Source organism: Paenibacillus albiflavus (genome assembly GCF_004344915.1).
Lineage (GTDB): Bacteria > Bacillota > Bacilli > Paenibacillales > NBRC-103111 > Paenibacillus_AM > Paenibacillus_AM albiflavus.
The window spans coordinates 44,177-59,860 of record NZ_SKFG01000012.1 but is presented as its reverse complement, the minus strand read 5'-3'; the positions used below and the strand labels follow the sequence as shown (position 1 = coordinate 59,860).

Sequence of the window (15,684 nt, the reverse complement as noted above, 5' to 3'; positions counted from 1 at the left end):
GTATATCCGCCACATATACTTGTTCTTGTATAAATTTGCAAGATAAATGTTAAAATGGTAATATTGTTTTGTACTGTTTCTGGGGGTGCAAGATGGTGAGCAATTTGCATAGCACAAAAAGAATAATGATTTCGTTGCCAGACCATTTACTGCAAGAAGTTGATGGCATCGTACAGAAAGAAAATTCGAATCGCAGTGAGTTTATACGTCAAGCGATGAAGTTATACCTAATCGAACGCAAAAAACGCTCCATACGCGAATCCATGCAAAGAGGCTATTTGGAAATGGCCAAAATTAATTTAAGCATGGCTTCAGAAGCATTTTTGGCGGAGGAAGAAGCGGACGGTACAGTGGATCGCTTAGTTAGCGGGGTGTAAATCTTGATTGTTAAACGTGGCGATGTTTTTTTTGCGGATTTGTCACCTGTCGTTGGATCTGAGCAAGGTGGAGTAAGACCTGTGCTGATCATCCAGAACGATATTGGTAATCGTTTTAGTCCAACCGTTATCGTTGCGGCTATTACTGCCCAAATTCAGAAAGCCAAGCTTCCAACGCATGTCGAAATTGATGCCGAAGTCCACGGTTTTGATCGAGACTCCGTTATTTTGCTTGAACAAGTGCGTACGATTGATAAACAACGCCTGACAGACAAAATTACTCATTTGGATGAGGAAATGATGGGCAAAGTGGATGATGCTTTGCAGGTCAGTCTAGGATTAATTGAATTTTAAAAGAGGAAACATTGCCCCTTGTATGAACGATAAGTGATTACATGATGGGGGGACTTTGAGTTCCTCTTTTTTGGTATTCTAGAATTTATAACATTCGTGTCATAAATTCTAAGGAATACCTTAAGAAACGCACCGCCTTTAAGGACGGTGAAACCGTTTCTTCTTGTGTCAGGAAAGGTGGAATTACGTAGTGGAGACAGAAGGTCAAATTGTTAAACAGATCGCAGCCGAACTTAGTCTGCCTGTCGGCAAGGTAAAGACTGCTGTAGGCTTATTAGATGAGGGGAACACGATTCCTTTTATCGCGAGATATCGGAAGGAAATGACAGGTGAGCTTGACGAGAATCAGCTTCGGGATATTGAAGAACGTCTACGTTACTTAAGAGGCCTAGAAGAGCGCAAGCAGGAAGTCATCCGATTAATTGATGAGCAAGGCAAGTTGACGGATGAGCTGCGCGGCGCCATTCTTGCATCAACTAAGCTACAAGAGGTTGAGGACTTATATCGCCCTTATAAGCAAAAACGTAAAACTCGTGCATCCGTTGCCAAGGAGCGGGGTCTTGAGCCACTTGCAGATTGGATTATGACACAGCCTAAGAGCGGTGACGCTATAAGCGAAGCTGCCAAATACATAGATGAAGAGAAGTCAGTCCCTACTGCGGAAGATGCGCTTCAAGGAGCGATGGATATCATCGCGGAATCGATTGCGGACAATGCCAAAATTCGTTCCTGGATTCGTAAATTTACATTTGATCAAGGGATTGTTCAGACGGAAGCTAAGGATGCTGAGCAGGAATCCGTTTATGAGATGTATTACGCGTATCAAGAACCAATTCGCAAGCTGCCGCCACATCGTACACTTGCCATTAACCGTGGTGAGCGTGAGGATGTTCTTAAAGTAAAGCTAGTCGTTCCAACTGACCGTGTACATGATTGGATTGGCGGACAGGTGATCAAAGGCGTATCGATTGTGAGCGATCTGCTGCGTACAACGATTGAAGATGCTTATAAACGGTTAATCGAGCCTTCTATTGATCGTGAGGTGCGCGGCGAGTTAACCGAGAAAGCCGAGACCCATGCGATTGCGATCTTTGCGGAGAATCTGCGTAATCTTCTCTTGCAGCCGCCTGTGAAGGGCAAGGTGGTTCTTGGCGTCGACCCTGCGTATCGGACAGGCTGTAAGCTCTCCGTTGTCGATGAGACGGGCAAAATGTTGGAAGTAGCCGTTACGTATCCAACGCCGCCAGCGAACAAAGTCGTCGAGGCGAAGAATAAATTTCACACGTTAGTGGACAAGTATGACGTAGAATTAATCGTCATCGGTAACGGAACCGCTTCTCGCGAAACGGAGCAATTCGTTGCGGAGTTTATTAAGGAAGAGCAAGCGTCGAGCCGGCGCCACTTGCAGTATTTGATCGTGAGCGAGGCAGGCGCGAGCGTGTACTCCGCCTCCAAGCTAGCACAGGAGGAGTTCCCTGATCTTGACGTAGCGGAGCGGAGCGCTGTTTCGATTGCCCGCAGGCTGCAAGATCCGCTGGCGGAGCTGGTGAAGATTGAACCGAAGGCGATTGGTGTGGGGCAATATCAACATGATGTGTCCCAGAAGCATCTTGAGGGAAGCTTGACGGCAGTCGTCGAGTCAGCGGTTAACCACGTCGGTGTCGACGTGAACACCGCATCAGCGGCGCTGCTCTCATATGTAGCGGGCATTAACGCAACCATTGCCCGCAATATCGTTGCTTACCGTGAGGAGAACGGTAAGTTTAAGAAACGCGCACAGCTTCAGAAAGTGCCGCGTTTGGGTGCCAAAACCTACGAGCAATGCGTAGGTTTCATGCGAATCAGCGAGGGCACAGACCCGCTGGATAATACCCCGATCCACCCCGAGTCCTACGAGGTGGTGGATCGCTTGCTCAGCGAGTTAGGCGCTTCGCCTAAGGAGCTCGCTTCCCAGCTGCTGCGCGAACGGCTGGCAGCGCTCGAGCCAGCTGCGCTGGCGGACAAGCTCAGCGTCGGCGTTCCGACGCTGAAGGATATTCTGGACGCATTGCAGCGTCCAGGTCGTGACCCGCGCGAGGAATTGTCTCCTCCGATCTTCCGCACAGACGTGCTTCAGATCGAGGACCTCGCGCCAGGGATGGAGCTGCATGGAACCGTCCGCAACGTAATCGATTTCGGTGCGTTCGTCGACATTGGCATCAAGAATGACGGGCTCGTTCACATCTCGCAGCTAAGCAACTCCTACGTGAAGCATCCGATGGACGTTGTTTCTATCGGCGATACCGTTAAGGTATGGGTGCTCAGCGTTGATCTCAAGAAGGGCCGCGTCTCCCTCACGATGAAGGATCCACATCGTTCATAAAACAAATAAAGCAGATGAACCCGCTTATGCGCGGTTCATCTGCTTTTTGTTTCATCACTAGTCGTTAGTCGTCGATGATGCAGTTTCTTTATGTTGTCCTTTGGTTAAGAGCCGAGTCCTGTAGAAGAACCAGGAATCGTTGAGCAGCCGAATTTGCTTCCGATTCTTAGTTAAATATGCCCGCATAAGCTGGTTGCAGAGCCATTGTGGCATTTGCGGCATCGATGGTGAATGTGGCATAGACATCCCCTCCAGCCATTCTATATGAAGTGATCTGGTCATTGACTTATCTGTTATAACCCGATAACCTGATTACTCACAAGTATATGAGCCTAAAGCGGATAGGGTGCAAGTCTGAACTTTTTTCTAAGTAAGGAAGCTTTTCTTATTAATATTCTTCCTCGTACCATTGCTCTAATTGAGCTTGTAATGCTCGAATTTCCGTAAGTAGGGAAATGAGCGGGTACGTTTTCTCATCAACTACGGCAAAAGCTTGCTCTAGCTCGTTGATATACGTCAAGCCATGAATTACTTTGTAATCAGGCAGCGCAAGTTCAAGATCATTGCATTCAGCAACAACAAGTGGAAGCGCTGGTACATGACTTGCTGTTAATTTATCAATTTCTTTATGTAATCTACGATTCAAGGCAGTTAATTGATACATATGAGTTGCAGGCATTTCGACAAACTCGATTTGATCCTGTGCTTTTAATATTCCATATCTCATTTTAGACATCGGTAGATGACCCCTTTCATTATACATACCATTGTTTACATTAACGTTATTCTACTACTTGACAGTATAGTAGCAGTAGGGGTACAAATTCAAGTGAGAAGTGGATGAAGGAATAAGTGGATCATGGAGGAACGAAGGAATGAACGATGAACAATTACAGCAGTGGGTTGAACGGGTCTCGACGGAATCCTTTGGCAGACCGTTTAAACATCGTGCAACCTTTAACTCCAGACTTCGCTCGACAGGCGGGCGTTATTTTACCAGGAGTCATAACATTGAAATCTCTTCCTTGCAGTATGAGCTCTATGGAGTAGAGGAAACAGAAAAGATAATCAAGCATGAGCTCTGCCATTATCATCTACATTTAATGAAGCGCGGTTATAATCATCGAGATGAGGATTTTAAGCAGCTCTTGAAGCAGGTAGGCGGATCTCGCTACTGCAAATCATTGCCTGATGCAATGGGGGGCAATCGTCGATTACCGTATAAATATCGTTTAGTGTGTGTATCTTGCAAAATGGAATATATGCGCAAACGTAAGGTGGATGTTCGCAAATACTTGTGCGGCAAATGTCATGGCAAATTAAAGTTGGTGGAACTTGACTCGGCGTCCCATTCATGATAAATTAATTATTGTTATTCCCTGATAGCTCAGTTGGTAGAGCACTCGACTGTTAATCGAGTTGTCACAGGTTCGAGTCCTGTTCGGGGAGCTTTTCTTGGAGAGATACCCAAGTGGCTATAAGGGGACCCTCTGCTAAGGGGTTAGACTGCGTAAGTGGTGCGAGGGTTCGAATCCCTCTCTCTCCGCCATACTTTAGCACTTAATAAGTCGCTTAGCGACTTTTTTAGTTTTTAGACTAGAAGAAACGGTTTTACCGTCCTTATAGGCGGTTCGTTTCTTAAGGTATTACTTAGAATTTTATGACACGAATGTAATAAATTCTATAATACGAAAAAACTCTTGTATTTCAATCAAGTATCCCGTATAATAACACTTGTCGCCAAAATGACGTCGAACAAAAGAGTTATGCTCGGCCCGTTGGTCAAGGGGTTAAGACACCTCCCTTTCACGGAGGTAACAGGGGTTCGAATCCCCTACGGGTCACCACTTATTTTATCTCACATCATGAGAGCCATTAGCTCAGTTGGTAGAGCACCTGACTTTTAATCAGGGTGTCGAAGGTTCGAGTCCTTCATGGCTCACCAGTTTCAACTTCATACTATGCGGTCGTGGTGGAACGGCAGACACGCTATCTTGAGGGGGTAGTGCCCAGTGGGTGTGCGGGTTCAAATCCCGCCGACCGCATAACAGAGAGAAGCCTTGATATAAGGCTTTTTTCTTTTGTCCAGGGATCTTATTGCGAGGACGATACACTCTCAGTTTCGGGCTTGGGGACGGATTGGGGACGAAAACTTGCAGGGGCAAATTTGTCAAACTTTTCAGCAGTATCTCGACTTAGCTTCTTAGTTACATGCGTATAGATGTCTGAGGTGGTTTGCTCCTTCGAATGGCCTAATCTTTTTTGAATTGCTTTCATTGATACTCCAGTTTCTAGTAGTAATGTTGCTGAACTACATCTAAGATCGTGAAAACGAATATATTTGAGTCCATTGCGTTTGATAAATTTTCCCCATCATTTTTATGGGTAACTATGATAAAAAGGTTTACCATACCCGCCATGAAAAACATACTGTCTATCACCACCCGATTGGCGTATGTACCCTCTCATGTCTCTTTGGATGCAGCAAGTCGGATTTACAATTAAGAACTGTATTGTTGGTGGGGCCGGTTGCTGAAGCTTCAATAAAGTCAGGCAGGATATTTAAAGGTTTTGAAGTTGATCCTCATTACTGCTCATTAGCTCAAAACAGAACAGAAATACATTAGACTTGTTTAAATTTGTAAATTATTGTATAATAATCCCAACGTTGGTAAGGACGCGCCTACGATCCGTAAGCCCTGATGGACTTTGGTCTGTTAGGTTTATTTTTTTGCTTCAAAATCCCAAACGTTTGGGAATATAAAATCCCTACTAGCCTTTTGGTAGTAGGGATTATTTTTCATTCAGAAAATGTATCGGATTCCATCTTTACTTCTGTTAAACTCTTTAAAAACAAAAAGAGCTTAGAATAATAACTAAAAGGATAAAAAGAACTAAAATTGCTCCCGTAGAAGTAAACATACCACCATAACCGCCGTATCCTCCAACTTCTCCCATATGAAAGCCCCCTTTCCTGTCAACTAATAACATCATATGTCTAAGAATCTGTTTTGCTTGGATGAAAGTACGTGGAATTGGCGTGTACAGTATTGTTATGGCGTGTATATAAGTGTATATGGTCGTTTATGTGAAAAAGAATCAGATAAAAATTAGATTAGTTGATGGCATCGATTTAATACCTATTCATAATATTAATAGTGTTGTCCGTATAGAAAAGTAATCCCTACTAACCTTTTGGCCGGTAGGGATCTTTGTTCGAGATTATCTCAATCAATCTCAAAAAGAACGCTCTATGGAGAAAAAAGTAGTCGGATTAAATCTTTTCTTCTGTTTAACTCTTAGTACAAAAATGTTTTAGTGATAATAACTAAAAGGATAAAAAGAACTAAAATTGCAGCTGTAGAAGTAAATATTCCGTGATGTCTTTCTTCACGTCTTTCTTCACGTCTTTCTTCACGTCTTTCTTCATGACATCTATCAAATCCACTCATACGAAATCCCTCCATTTCTCCAATTTAAGATATAATATGTTCAAGATAATGAAATGATTGGATGAAAGTACAAGGTTATTTGCTTGTTTTAGCTTATGTAAAAGTAAAGGACCGCTTATTACTCAATGCTCAATAAAGTATATTATGCGGTTAACTTAATAAGATCGAATACCTTGAGCAATTTAGTGAAGGAGCAATAAGGTTCATGAAAAATAGAAAACTTACTCCATCTGATTTAAAGGGTCAAAGGCTTAATAGTGGATATAATGAATTAGATTGCCTTGATAAACATAGTCTACAAAAAACAAAAGTGGATACAGAAAAACGGAAAGCTCTAAATAAGAAAAAATGAACATCAAATCGAAATATTTGGTAATCAGGTTCTCTTAATTGGGTTATTAAATAGGTAAGTGCCGTGTTATCAATGGGTATCTCTCCGTAGACTGATGTTGTAAGTTCTTTAACATCTGTGATAACCAGGAGGCATGATAAAAGGATGAATTCGTTTACGCATTACGCAATGCCAATGTACACGCATGACCATCAGTTATATTGGAGGCAAATGCATGATTGGCACATGAAGATGTATCATTATCATGAACAATTGAAAGCTCATCACATGGAAATGGCAAAGCATTTCAAAAAAATGATGGATGAAAGAGTTCTAACAGCTGGGGAATCTATTGCAACTAACGATAATGTGGCATGAACGGAAAAACTAACCTGGATAGAAGCACTGAATTGGAAGAATTCAAGATAAGATTGTGGGACCGTGTTATTGCAGCTGGCAACGCTAAACGGTGTTACGATTACGTTTGATCGAATAAATTTATTTTTGAAGATATTTCAACAGAATCCTTATTTGAATGTTTCTGCAAAGAAAAAAATTCAAAAAATTACTTGATGAAGGTATTATCACGCAAGAAGAATTTAATAATAAAAAGAAACAATTACTAGGAATATAACAATGGGGCAGAGTCGCGATGCGGCTCTTTTTTGTGAGTTGGTAGTATGCAAACAATCTGTGAAGCAGGATGTAATCAATCATTCGGTGTAGATGATTTTAAGTGTCCAATAGACGTGCGGGTTCAAATCCCGCCGACCGCATAACAAAGAAAGTCCTTGCAGTAGAGCAAGGGCTTTTTTATTTTTTTGATTGGTTCGATAGGAATTCGACAAAATCTCGTATATAATTTGATTACTAAAATAAATTTAGGAGAGATACTGTTTTGTTGAAATATCAGAGAAAAGGAATCTTGATATTCTTATCTATACTAATTGTTTTGTTTACCATAAATTTGGCTGGACCACTTCCTCGCGCGCATGCGGGATTATGGGATTGGATGACTGGTATAAGTGAACTGCCTTCCGATGTTAGTGATCTAAAGTCCAAATATGATCAAATTGAACAGAGCTTTAAAGCGAATCAGGAACAGTATGAGAAAGTCATGCAGCAATTAAATCTTGAGAATGAGCAGCTCCGCTTCAAAAATGATCAGTTAAGTGAACGAGTTCAACTCTTAGAGGCAGAAAATTTGCAGCAGCAGAAGCATGTAAGTTGGTTTATCAAAGGTACATTAACTTTTATAGGTTTGCTCCTATTTTCTTTTGTAGCGACTCGTGTAATTAGGATAATGGTCTGGCGGCGAAGTCCTAAAGAAAGGAGTTAGATTATTCATGGAGATTTGGAGTGAGTCTACCTCGATTCTGTCCCAATCCGTGTCCCTTCGTTTAGAAGAGGGGGAATCCATACATGTTCTACACCCGAAACAGATTATTTCTTTTCAGGGTAATTCCAATCAGCGAGAAGATCGACTGATGGATATTACGGGCATGTACCGTAAAAGAAAACTAATTCAATCTCATATTAGTGGACCTTCTCAATTTATGATTGGCTTGCCTGCCGGATATTCGATGCAGACAATTCCGATTTACGATGATAGTGATTTGTTATTCGAATGGAAGCATGTATTGTTCTATACGGAAGGAATGCGTGTCGAACGCAAAGTGCAGAGGTTTAAGAATGCCATTATTACGCGTGAATTGGTGAAAATGAAATTTTCCAGCCATGATGGACAGCTTGGCATCCTGTCACATGGGCCTCTTCATCGGATTGAACTTCATCCTGATTTACCGACGTACATAGATGTAGGCTGTCTCGTAGCCTATCCAGAGAATGCAACTCTGACACCTCGTGTGTATGGGAATACTTTGGCGAGTCAACATATGAATTATCATTGGGAAATCACGGGCCGAGGCTATGCGTTAGTTCAGACAGGCAAGTCCGACAGCCAGCTTGAACAGGACATTGAAGGTGACGGATTTATAAAACGGGTTCTAAGAGAAGTTATTCCGTTTGGTGGTATCTTAATAAAATAAGTACAAAGAAAGGTCTTTGATAATCAAAGGCTTTTCTTTGTTATCTTAAAACTATTTATCTGCAGATATTGGGAATATATTTAATATAGTAAATATTAAGTTGATATAGAAAAAATGCAATGATATAATCATCTCAAACAATTAAATAAACCTCACTTTTCCGATAGTGAGGTAGAGGCGCGACAGTTAACAGTACCTAATGGAGTCCGAGAAGATGAAGAAGTTAGGTAGAAGGAAGTGTCGCCGAAGTATGTGGTGAGTTCTCGCCATCATATACTGGGTCTGTAGCGAATAGTTACAGGACTGTCTTCGTAAACATACGTGTTTATGAAGTTGTGCTATCTCTGTTTAGACAAACAGTGGGAATTTTAAATGGTCGATTCATTTTAAGTTTCTAGCTTTAAATGCGTAGGTCATTTTTGTGTTAAACAGGATTCTTTTGCACAAAGAGTTCTGTTTTTTTATTTGTCTAAACATTTTGGAATTAGAGGTATACTGGAGGAATTATTATGGAAAATACATCAACATTATATTATCAATTTTTACCGACTGACGGTAAAAAAATAAACGTGAACCCAGATAAAACAGCATTACTAATAGTAGACATGCAACATCAATTTATTAGCCGCGACGGATTAGACGCGCAGGTTGCAAGAGAAAAGGGCATGTTTGATCAGTGGGAATACTTTTTTAATCGTATCGACAATTTAACGATTCCGAACAATAAAAAGCTTTTAGATTTTTTCCGTACGAATAAATTAGAAGTAACATTTGGTCGTATTGCTTGCCATCATAAAGATGGACGAGATCGTTCTCCTGTACAACGCCGTCCAGGATGGAACAATATTTTATTGCCAATCGGTGACCCAGGAGCGGAGATGGTGGATGAATTAAAGCCTCTTGATGACGAAATTGTTGTAAATAAAACGACAGATAGCGTATTAAGTGGAACGAATTATGAATTTTTACTGCGTAATATGGGCATTGAAACAGTAGTTTGTACAGGTGTTGTAACTGATCAATGTGTTGCTTCAACAGTTCGAAGCTTAGCTGACGCAGGCTTTGAAGTTATTTTAGTTGAAGATGCATGTGCAGCTGCAACGCAACAGCTTCATGATGCTGAAATTATGATTATGAATCAAATTTACTGCCAAGTGATGAGTACTGATGAAGTAATTGATTTAGTAACGGAAGAACTATCAAAAACGAAACTAGTGAATGTGTGAGAAGTGGACTATGAGTCAAACAACCAATGATCATACACTACAGTTAAAGCGTGTTCTAACATTAAAAGATTTAGTCATTTATGGTATTGCTTTTATGACACCGATTGCGCCAGCTTATATTTACGGCTTTGCAGCAGAGTCTACAAACGGGATGTTGCCATTAGCCTACTTGATTGCGATGGTTGCAATGATGTTTTCTGCATATAGTTACGGTCGAATGGCTGCTGTTTTTCCAAATGGAGGGTCAACTTATACGTATACCCAGCGTGCAATCAATCCGCATTTAGGTTTTTTTGCAGGGTGGGCAATGTTTATGGATTATGTCTTAGTGCCACTCATTGTATTTATGGTAGGTGCTTCATATGCGAATGCATTAATACCATCTGTTCCGTATTGGGTATGGGTGTTATTAATTGCAGGTATTATAACTACTGTCAATATTCTAGGTATTGGCATCGCAGCAAAAACAAATCAAATCCTTGTTATGTTTATGGGAATTGTAGTCGTTATTTTTGTGGTTTTTTGTGTGAAGACAATTGTCGGTGGGGAAAGTGGTACGTCGCTCTTTACTGTTGTGCCGTTCTTCAATGATGAAAAATTCGTTATGTCTGCAATTATTTCTGGTTCAGCAATGGCCTGCTTCTCGTTTTTAGGGTTCGATTCGATTACAACTCTTTCAGAAGAGGCAGTCAATCCGAAAGATGATATTTGGAAGGCAGCTATTTTAGCTTGTTTAATCGGAGGACTTATTTTTATTGGGCAAGCTTATGTAGCTCAGCTCGTATGGCCTGATGTTACAAACTTTAGCTCAGCGGATACGGCTTTATTTGATATAGCGGAAAAAGCAGGTGGTGCAGTTCTTGCAACTCTTTATACGGTTGCGATTATTGTATCGACAGTGACAGCTGGTTTAACAGGACAAGCAAGTGCATCTCGTTTAATGTTTAGTATGGGGCGTGATGAGGTACTTTCGAAAAAGTTCTTCACACATTTACATCCAAAATATCAAACACCGGTATACAATATTTTATTGATGTGTGTGATTAGTGTTTTAGGAGCGCTGTTTTTATCAATAAATTTCGTAGCAGAATTAATGAACTTTGGGGGCCTGACAGGATTTATGTTTGTCAACTTGTCAGTGATCGTATATTACTTCTTCCGTAAAAAAGAAATGAAAATAATTCGATACTTATTAATTCCAGGATTAGGATTTGGTATTTGCTTCTACTTATTTATTAATTTATCACCGATGACATTGAAGATAGGCTTTATCTGGCTTGCAATAGGTTTTATCTATGCTTTCATTACGACGAAAGGCTTCAAAAAGAAACCAACAACTTTTACGGATTTATAAATACCGAAAGAACTTAGAGTAACTTTCTAAGATAAGTCAGTTATCTAGTATTGATAGTTTCTATCGATGTTAGGTAGCTGATTTATTTTATTAAAAGGTGGAATTTTGTAAACATCAGATATATACCTCAAAGAACTATTTTGTTGCGGTCACTTTCAATAAGGTCAGTTACACTGCTAAAATGATCAAAAAAGTCCATTGAGCGTGCCGCTATTGTGGTATGTTCTTTTTGTATAGTAATAAAAAATAGATGTTTGTACGAAAAGGAGAGATAGTTATAAATTATAACGAAGTTGTTTCAATCGGAGATACCTATTTACTTACAGTCGTATCAGAGTTGTTCGGATTAGAAGGCTATGAAATCCAGTTGATTCCTCCACATGAGGGAGGGCGGAATGTCGTTTATACCTGTGAAAAAGAAGGTGAGAGCGCCAAAATACTCAGAATCGCTTTCTTGCCTGACAGGAGTCGGGAAGATTTTCTTGGAGAAGTGGAGTATATCAGGTATTTGTTCGAGCACGGAGGTAGTGTCTCGGATGTAGTCAGCTCCCGGAAGGGAAATCTGCTGGAAGAGATCACCCACAATAACCACACCTTTTTTGCCTGCCTGTTTGGAAAGGCGAAGGGAAAAATGCTTGTAGAAAATAATTATCGGTACCGAGAAGGAGTTCCGATTACCGAATATTTTTACAATTGCGGGAAGACCCTGGGGAAACTGCATCAAATATCGAAAGGGTATACGCCAGTCCATCGCCGACATAGTTTTTTTGACAAATTCAATGCCGAATATATCGATAATATGATACCCGACACCTTATCCTTGCTTAAGGAAAAGCTGGTAGAGCTCCTTAAAACCTTGGAAGGATTGGACAAGAACTGTGAGTCTTTCGGGATGATTCATTTCGATTACAACGACGGGAATTATTCAATAGATTTTGAAACTGGGCAAATAACCGTATACGATTTCGATAATTCATGTTTCGGTTGGTATATGTTTGACTTAGCCAGTATCTGGGGAAATGGAGTGGGCTGGATACAATTTGAACCAGACGCCGGTAAACGTAAAAAGTTTATGGAGGATTATTTTGAAATAGTCCTTGAGGGATATAGATCCGAGACTAAGCTCGAAGATTCGATGCTGAATATGCTGCCCTTGTTTATCAACATAAATATAATGGAAAATATTGTAGAGCTATTCAAGGATATGCGTGATAATGGTGAGGAGTTGGAGTGTGACGAGGTACTGTCGTATCTCATCAAATGCTTGGAAGACGATATTCCATATCAGGGATTTTTCCATGAGATTTACTCTTGTAAAGAACCCTTTGAGTATGAGGAACGAAAAATCTAGTCTTTTCGCTGTCGATAGTCCAGCTGATTCCAGGGATAGATAACGTTAGATCAAAAAGCCTTAACCCTTCTTGTGAAGCAGGGTTAAGGCTTTGGTTATTTATTAAGCTAGTCTCATCTTAAAATCCTGATAGCCAAACTCTTGAACGACGCGGCAATTGCCGTCTTTCTCCTGCACAGCGATAGCCGGCAGTGGCATGCCGTTGAAAGTGTTGGTTTTGACCATGGAGTAGATCGCCATATCGCCAAATACTAATCGATCACCGCTCTTTAAGGGTTGATCGAAAGAGTAGTCTCCGATTACATCGCCCGTAAGGCAGGTCGGACCGCCAAGTCGATAGGTGTATGGCTTCTCGCCAGCTTCACCAGAACCGAAGAGCGGTGGACGGTAGGGCATTTCCAGAACATCCGGCATATGACATGTAGCCGATGTATCTACGATAGCAATCTCGATGCCGTTCTTATGGAAATCCAGTACGGAGGTAACCATATAGCCCGCATTGAGCGCAATGGCTTCTCCGGGTTCAAGGTAGACTTCCAAGCCGTATTTAGTCTGCATTCGCCGAATGCAAGCTTCGAGTCGAGGGATATCATAGTCGTCTCTTGTGATATGGTGACCGCCGCCAAAATTGATCCATTCCATTTGCGGTAACCATGGCCCGAACTTTTCTTCTACCGCGTTCAGCGTGGTTTCCAAATCGTCCGAGTTTTGTTGGCAAAGGGTATGGAAATGCAATCCCGAAACGCCTTCAAGCAGCTCCGGCTGAAACTCCACCTGCCTCACTCCGAATCTTGACCCTGGCGCACAAGGATCGTATATTTCATGTCCTTCTTGCGTCGAGCATTCCGGATTGATGCGAATTCCTATTTTTCTGCCGGCTGCTAGAGCTTTCGTTTTATACTTTTCCAGCTGGGAGAAAGAATTGAAGATAATATGGTCGCAAATGGATATAATTTCGTCGATTTCATCTTCACGATAGGCAGGGGCAAAGACGTGATTTTCTTTGCCCATTTCCTCGTGACCCAGCCTAGCTTCGTATAAACCGCTCGCGGTCGTTCCGCTTAAGTATTTTCCAATGAGGGGATACATAGCGGTCATAGAAAAAGCTTTTTGCGCTAGCACAATCTTGGCTCCCGTACGCTGCATGATACCGTTCAAAATGATCAGGTTTTTTTCAATTAGCGCTTCATCAACTACGAAACAAGGTGTCGGTAACTCCTCGAACCGCATATTAGCGAACGAGCTCCGGCGTTTTAGCTTCTTCAGGCAATGCGTCAACAAGCACCGGATTAAAGTCTTCTACCCATGGAAGTCCCCATTTGTTTAACTCTTCCATGAATGGATCTGGATTGAACTCTTCGATATTGAATACGCCTGGTTTATTCCATTTGCCAGTCAAGATCATCGCAGCGCCGATCATGGCAGGAACGCCAGTCGTATAGGAGATAGCCTGGGAGCCCACTTCTTTATAGCATTCTTGGTGGTCGCAAATATTGTAGACATAATATGTCTTATCTTGACCATCTTTTTTACCTTTGAAAATACAACCGATGTTCGTCTTGCCCACTGTACGAGGTCCTAGGGAAGCAGGGTCCGGGAGTACGGCTTTAAGGAATTGAAGTGGAATGATTTGTTTTCCTTCGTATTCAATCGGTTCGATGGAAGTCATTCCTACGTTTTCAAGCGCTTTTAAGTGCATGAGATAGCTTTGGCCGAAAGTCATGAAGAAACGGATGCGTTTAAGCCCAGGCATGTTCTGCGCCAGTGATTCGAGCTCTTCATGATAGAGCAGATACATATCCTTCTGACCGACTTCAGCAAAGTTATATTCGCGTTTAATTTCCATCGGTTTTGTTTCGATCCATTGTCCGTTTTCCCAGTAGCGTCCGTTAGCAGACACTTCACGGATGTTGATTTCCGGGTTGAAGTTGGTTGCAAATGGATAGCCGTGATCCCCACCATTGCAATCCAAAATATCGATATATTCAATTTCATCAAAATAGTGTTTCAGTGCATAAGCGGAGAACACACCGGTTACACCTGGGTCGAATCCGCTGCCCAATAGAGCTGTAATCCCAGCTTTTTCAAAGCGCTCACGGTATTCCCATTGCCATTTATATTCGAATTTTGCCGTATCTTCTGGCTCATAGTTTGCTGTATCCATGTAGTGAGTTTTAGTTGCTAGGCAAGCATCCATGATCGTCAAATCCTGATAAGGCAGCGCCAGGTTCATGACGATATCCGGCTTCACTTCGTTAATCAGAGCGATCAGCTCATCTACGTTGTCTGCATCGACCTGTGCGGTCGTAATTTTAGTTTTTCCGCCATCCAATTTTGCCTTCAGATCATCACATTTGGATTTTGTACGGCTAGCGATACAGATTTCTTCGAAAACCTCGCTGTTTTGAACGCATTTATGAATTGCTACTGATGCTACGCCTCCGGCGCCAATGATAAGTGCTTTTCCCATTTTTTGATCTCCTAATCTAAATAAATTTTTGTTCAATGCAAAAACGGCAACAAAAAAAGCAAGCGGAACACGCATTATGCGCATCACACTTGCTTTGATATCATTTAAATTAAGATAATTCTAATATGCATGACTAGACAAACAACTTGCGTGCTCGTCAGTCAGCCATAAAACTATTAGTTTTATGGGAGGTCTCTTAATATTCAAATGTATCATAGGATCAGAGTCTATATAGCAAATAATTACTTTTACCACTCTTATTGACCGTTTCACAAGTTGTGTGCATATGCACTGGTTGTAAAGTAACCAACTTATAAAATTTGAGCTTTTAACTCAATCAATAGGGCAACTAAAAGTTG

Annotated in this window: 19 protein-coding genes, 5 tRNA genes and 1 riboswitch; of the genes, 17 read left to right on the top strand and 7 right to left on the bottom strand. The window is 41.5% G+C overall.

The window, feature by feature from the left end; genetic code table 11:
• Window positions 1–92: 92 nt before the first annotated feature.
• The 3 genes from E0485_RS13210 (at window position 93) to E0485_RS13200 (ending at window position 3,093) form a co-directional block, all read left to right on the top strand.
• Complete coding sequence (locus E0485_RS13210) at window positions 93–377, top strand: CopG family ribbon-helix-helix protein (RefSeq protein WP_207910984.1); 285 nt, start codon at window positions 93–95, stop codon at window positions 375–377.
• Window positions 378–380: 3 nt separating this feature from the next.
• On the top strand, window positions 381–731 hold the full coding sequence (locus E0485_RS13205; RefSeq protein ID WP_132418524.1) for a type II toxin-antitoxin system PemK/MazF family toxin: 351 nt from the start codon (window positions 381–383) through the stop codon (window positions 729–731).
• Window positions 732–921: 190 nt separating this feature from the next.
• Complete coding sequence (locus E0485_RS13200; protein ID WP_207910983.1) at window positions 922–3,093, top strand: Tex family protein; 2,172 nt, start codon at window positions 922–924, stop codon at window positions 3,091–3,093.
• 57 nt (window positions 3,094–3,150) lie between these two features.
• Here E0485_RS13200 and cmpA read toward each other — a convergent pair whose 3' ends face one another.
• Both cmpA and E0485_RS13190 read right to left on the bottom strand, forming a co-directional pair.
• Window positions 3,151–3,306 (bottom strand): cortex morphogenetic protein CmpA, encoded by a 156-nt coding sequence (gene cmpA, locus E0485_RS13195; protein WP_132418643.1) that lies wholly within the window; start codon window positions 3,304–3,306, stop codon window positions 3,151–3,153.
• A gap of 175 nt (window positions 3,307–3,481) precedes the next feature.
• Window positions 3,482–3,829, bottom strand: a complete 348-nt coding sequence (locus E0485_RS13190; RefSeq protein WP_132418522.1) for a hydrolase/acyltransferase — start codon at window positions 3,827–3,829, stop codon at window positions 3,482–3,484.
• Window positions 3,830–3,968: 139 nt separating this feature from the next.
• On the opposite strand from E0485_RS13190, the gene E0485_RS13185 reads away from it, so the two are divergent.
• The 6 genes from E0485_RS13185 to E0485_RS13160 all read left to right on the top strand — a co-directional run bounded on the left by E0485_RS13185 (window position 3,969) and on the right by E0485_RS13160 (window position 5,138).
• The gene (locus E0485_RS13185) at window positions 3,969–4,451 is read left to right on the top strand and encodes a SprT family protein (RefSeq protein WP_132418521.1); all 483 of its coding nucleotides are present in this window, start codon (window positions 3,969–3,971) and stop codon (window positions 4,449–4,451) included.
• Between the two features lie 18 nt (window positions 4,452–4,469).
• Window positions 4,470–4,542, top strand: a tRNA-Asn gene (locus tag E0485_RS13180).
• A gap of 8 nt (window positions 4,543–4,550) precedes the next feature.
• Window positions 4,551–4,642: transfer RNA gene (locus E0485_RS13175), tRNA-Ser, on the top strand.
• Between the two features lie 223 nt (window positions 4,643–4,865).
• A tRNA-Glu gene (locus E0485_RS13170) sits at window positions 4,866–4,940 on the top strand.
• A gap of 22 nt (window positions 4,941–4,962) precedes the next feature.
• Window positions 4,963–5,038: transfer RNA gene (locus E0485_RS13165), tRNA-Lys, on the top strand.
• Window positions 5,039–5,056: 18 nt separating this feature from the next.
• Window positions 5,057–5,138: transfer RNA gene (locus tag E0485_RS13160), tRNA-Leu, on the top strand.
• Between the two features lie 49 nt (window positions 5,139–5,187).
• Here E0485_RS13160 and E0485_RS25910 read toward each other — a convergent pair.
• The 3 genes from E0485_RS25910 to E0485_RS13150 all read right to left on the bottom strand — a co-directional run bounded on the left by E0485_RS25910 (window position 5,188) and on the right by E0485_RS13150 (window position 6,467).
• On the bottom strand, window positions 5,188–5,454 hold the full coding sequence (locus E0485_RS25910) for a tyrosine-type recombinase/integrase (protein WP_132418642.1): 267 nt from the start codon (window positions 5,452–5,454) through the stop codon (window positions 5,188–5,190).
• A gap of 486 nt (window positions 5,455–5,940) precedes the next feature.
• A complete protein-coding gene (locus tag E0485_RS25330) occupies window positions 5,941–6,051 on the bottom strand; it encodes a YjcZ family sporulation protein (RefSeq protein ID WP_207910982.1) in 111 nt (36 codons plus the stop codon).
• Window positions 6,052–6,392: 341 nt separating this feature from the next.
• Window positions 6,393–6,467 carry a sporulation protein YjcZ gene (locus E0485_RS13150; RefSeq protein ID WP_132418641.1) on the bottom strand — a complete coding sequence of 25 codons (75 nt, stop codon included), beginning with the start codon at window positions 6,465–6,467 and terminating at the stop codon, window positions 6,393–6,395.
• Window positions 6,468–6,750: 283 nt separating this feature from the next.
• On the opposite strand from E0485_RS13150, the gene E0485_RS25115 reads away from it, so the two are divergent.
• The 8 genes from E0485_RS25115 to E0485_RS13115 all read left to right on the top strand — a co-directional run bounded on the left by E0485_RS25115 (window position 6,751) and on the right by E0485_RS13115 (window position 12,855).
• Entirely contained in the window at window positions 6,751–6,897 is a 147-nt protein-coding gene (locus E0485_RS25115; RefSeq protein WP_165921171.1) for a hypothetical protein, read from the top strand.
• Window positions 6,898–7,041: 144 nt separating this feature from the next.
• Complete coding sequence (locus E0485_RS13145; protein WP_132418520.1) at window positions 7,042–7,254, top strand: hypothetical protein; 213 nt, start codon at window positions 7,042–7,044, stop codon at window positions 7,252–7,254.
• Between the two features lie 157 nt (window positions 7,255–7,411).
• The gene (locus E0485_RS25905; protein ID WP_132418519.1) at window positions 7,412–7,510 is read left to right on the top strand and encodes an SHOCT domain-containing protein; all 99 of its coding nucleotides are present in this window, start codon (window positions 7,412–7,414) and stop codon (window positions 7,508–7,510) included.
• A 264-nt stretch (window positions 7,511–7,774) separates the two neighbouring features.
• Window positions 7,775–8,215 carry a hypothetical protein gene (locus tag E0485_RS13135; RefSeq protein ID WP_132418518.1) on the top strand — a complete coding sequence of 147 codons (441 nt, stop codon included), beginning with the start codon at window positions 7,775–7,777 and terminating at the stop codon, window positions 8,213–8,215.
• A gap of 7 nt (window positions 8,216–8,222) precedes the next feature.
• On the top strand, window positions 8,223–8,924 hold the full coding sequence (locus E0485_RS13130; RefSeq protein ID WP_132418517.1) for an AIM24 family protein: 702 nt from the start codon (window positions 8,223–8,225) through the stop codon (window positions 8,922–8,924).
• A gap of 164 nt (window positions 8,925–9,088) precedes the next feature.
• A riboswitch (Lysine riboswitch) is annotated at window positions 9,089–9,273 on the top strand.
• Between the two features lie 160 nt (window positions 9,274–9,433).
• The gene (locus tag E0485_RS13125) at window positions 9,434–10,150 is read left to right on the top strand and encodes a cysteine hydrolase family protein (RefSeq protein WP_132418516.1); all 717 of its coding nucleotides are present in this window, start codon (window positions 9,434–9,436) and stop codon (window positions 10,148–10,150) included.
• A 10-nt stretch (window positions 10,151–10,160) separates the two neighbouring features.
• Window positions 10,161–11,504: an APC family permease gene (locus tag E0485_RS13120; RefSeq protein WP_132418515.1), complete on the top strand. Its 1,344-nt coding sequence runs from the start codon at window positions 10,161–10,163 to the stop codon at window positions 11,502–11,504.
• A 250-nt stretch (window positions 11,505–11,754) separates the two neighbouring features.
• Window positions 11,755–12,855: a phosphotransferase enzyme family protein gene (locus E0485_RS13115; RefSeq protein ID WP_132418514.1), complete on the top strand. Its 1,101-nt coding sequence runs from the start codon at window positions 11,755–11,757 to the stop codon at window positions 12,853–12,855.
• 102 nt (window positions 12,856–12,957) lie between these two features.
• Here E0485_RS13115 and nspC read toward each other — a convergent pair whose 3' ends face one another.
• Both nspC and E0485_RS13105 read right to left on the bottom strand, forming a co-directional pair.
• Window positions 12,958–14,085, bottom strand: a complete 1,128-nt coding sequence (nspC, locus tag E0485_RS13110) for a carboxynorspermidine decarboxylase (protein ID WP_132418513.1) — start codon at window positions 14,083–14,085, stop codon at window positions 12,958–12,960.
• A 1-nt stretch (window position 14,086) separates the two neighbouring features.
• Complete coding sequence (locus E0485_RS13105; protein ID WP_132418512.1) at window positions 14,087–15,325, bottom strand: saccharopine dehydrogenase family protein; 1,239 nt, start codon at window positions 15,323–15,325, stop codon at window positions 14,087–14,089.
• Between the last annotated feature and the right edge of the window lie 359 nt (window positions 15,326–15,684).

Excerpts from the sequence above, each read along its gene's own strand:
- E0485_RS13125 (WP_132418516.1), top strand. The coding sequence starts at position 9,434 with ATGGAAAATACATCAACATTATATTATCAATTTTTACCGACTGACGGT.
- E0485_RS13105 (WP_132418512.1), bottom strand. The coding sequence starts at position 15,325 with ATGGGAAAAGCACTTATCATTGGCGCCGGAGGCGTAGCATCAGTAGCA.
- E0485_RS13115 (WP_132418514.1), top strand. The coding sequence starts at position 11,755 with ATGTTTGTACGAAAAGGAGAGATAGTTATAAATTATAACGAAGTTGTT.
- cmpA (WP_132418643.1), bottom strand. The coding sequence starts at position 3,306 with ATGCCACAATGGCTCTGCAACCAGCTTATGCGGGCATATTTAACTAAG.
- E0485_RS13190 (WP_132418522.1), bottom strand. The coding sequence starts at position 3,829 with ATGTCTAAAATGAGATATGGAATATTAAAAGCACAGGATCAAATCGAG.
- E0485_RS25330 (WP_207910982.1), bottom strand. The coding sequence starts at position 6,051 with ATGGGAGAAGTTGGAGGATACGGCGGTTATGGTGGTATGTTTACTTCT.
- E0485_RS13130 (WP_132418517.1), top strand. The coding sequence starts at position 8,223 with ATGGAGATTTGGAGTGAGTCTACCTCGATTCTGTCCCAATCCGTGTCC.
- E0485_RS13185 (WP_132418521.1), top strand. The coding sequence starts at position 3,969 with ATGAACGATGAACAATTACAGCAGTGGGTTGAACGGGTCTCGACGGAA.
- E0485_RS25115 (WP_165921171.1), top strand. The coding sequence starts at position 6,751 with ATGAAAAATAGAAAACTTACTCCATCTGATTTAAAGGGTCAAAGGCTT.
- E0485_RS13210 (WP_207910984.1), top strand. The coding sequence starts at position 93 with ATGGTGAGCAATTTGCATAGCACAAAAAGAATAATGATTTCGTTGCCA.
- E0485_RS25905 (WP_132418519.1), top strand. The coding sequence starts at position 7,412 with ATGTTTCTGCAAAGAAAAAAATTCAAAAAATTACTTGATGAAGGTATT.
- E0485_RS13145 (WP_132418520.1), top strand. The coding sequence starts at position 7,042 with ATGAATTCGTTTACGCATTACGCAATGCCAATGTACACGCATGACCAT.
- E0485_RS13120 (WP_132418515.1), top strand. The coding sequence starts at position 10,161 with ATGAGTCAAACAACCAATGATCATACACTACAGTTAAAGCGTGTTCTA.
- nspC (WP_132418513.1), bottom strand. The coding sequence starts at position 14,085 with ATGCGGTTCGAGGAGTTACCGACACCTTGTTTCGTAGTTGATGAAGCG.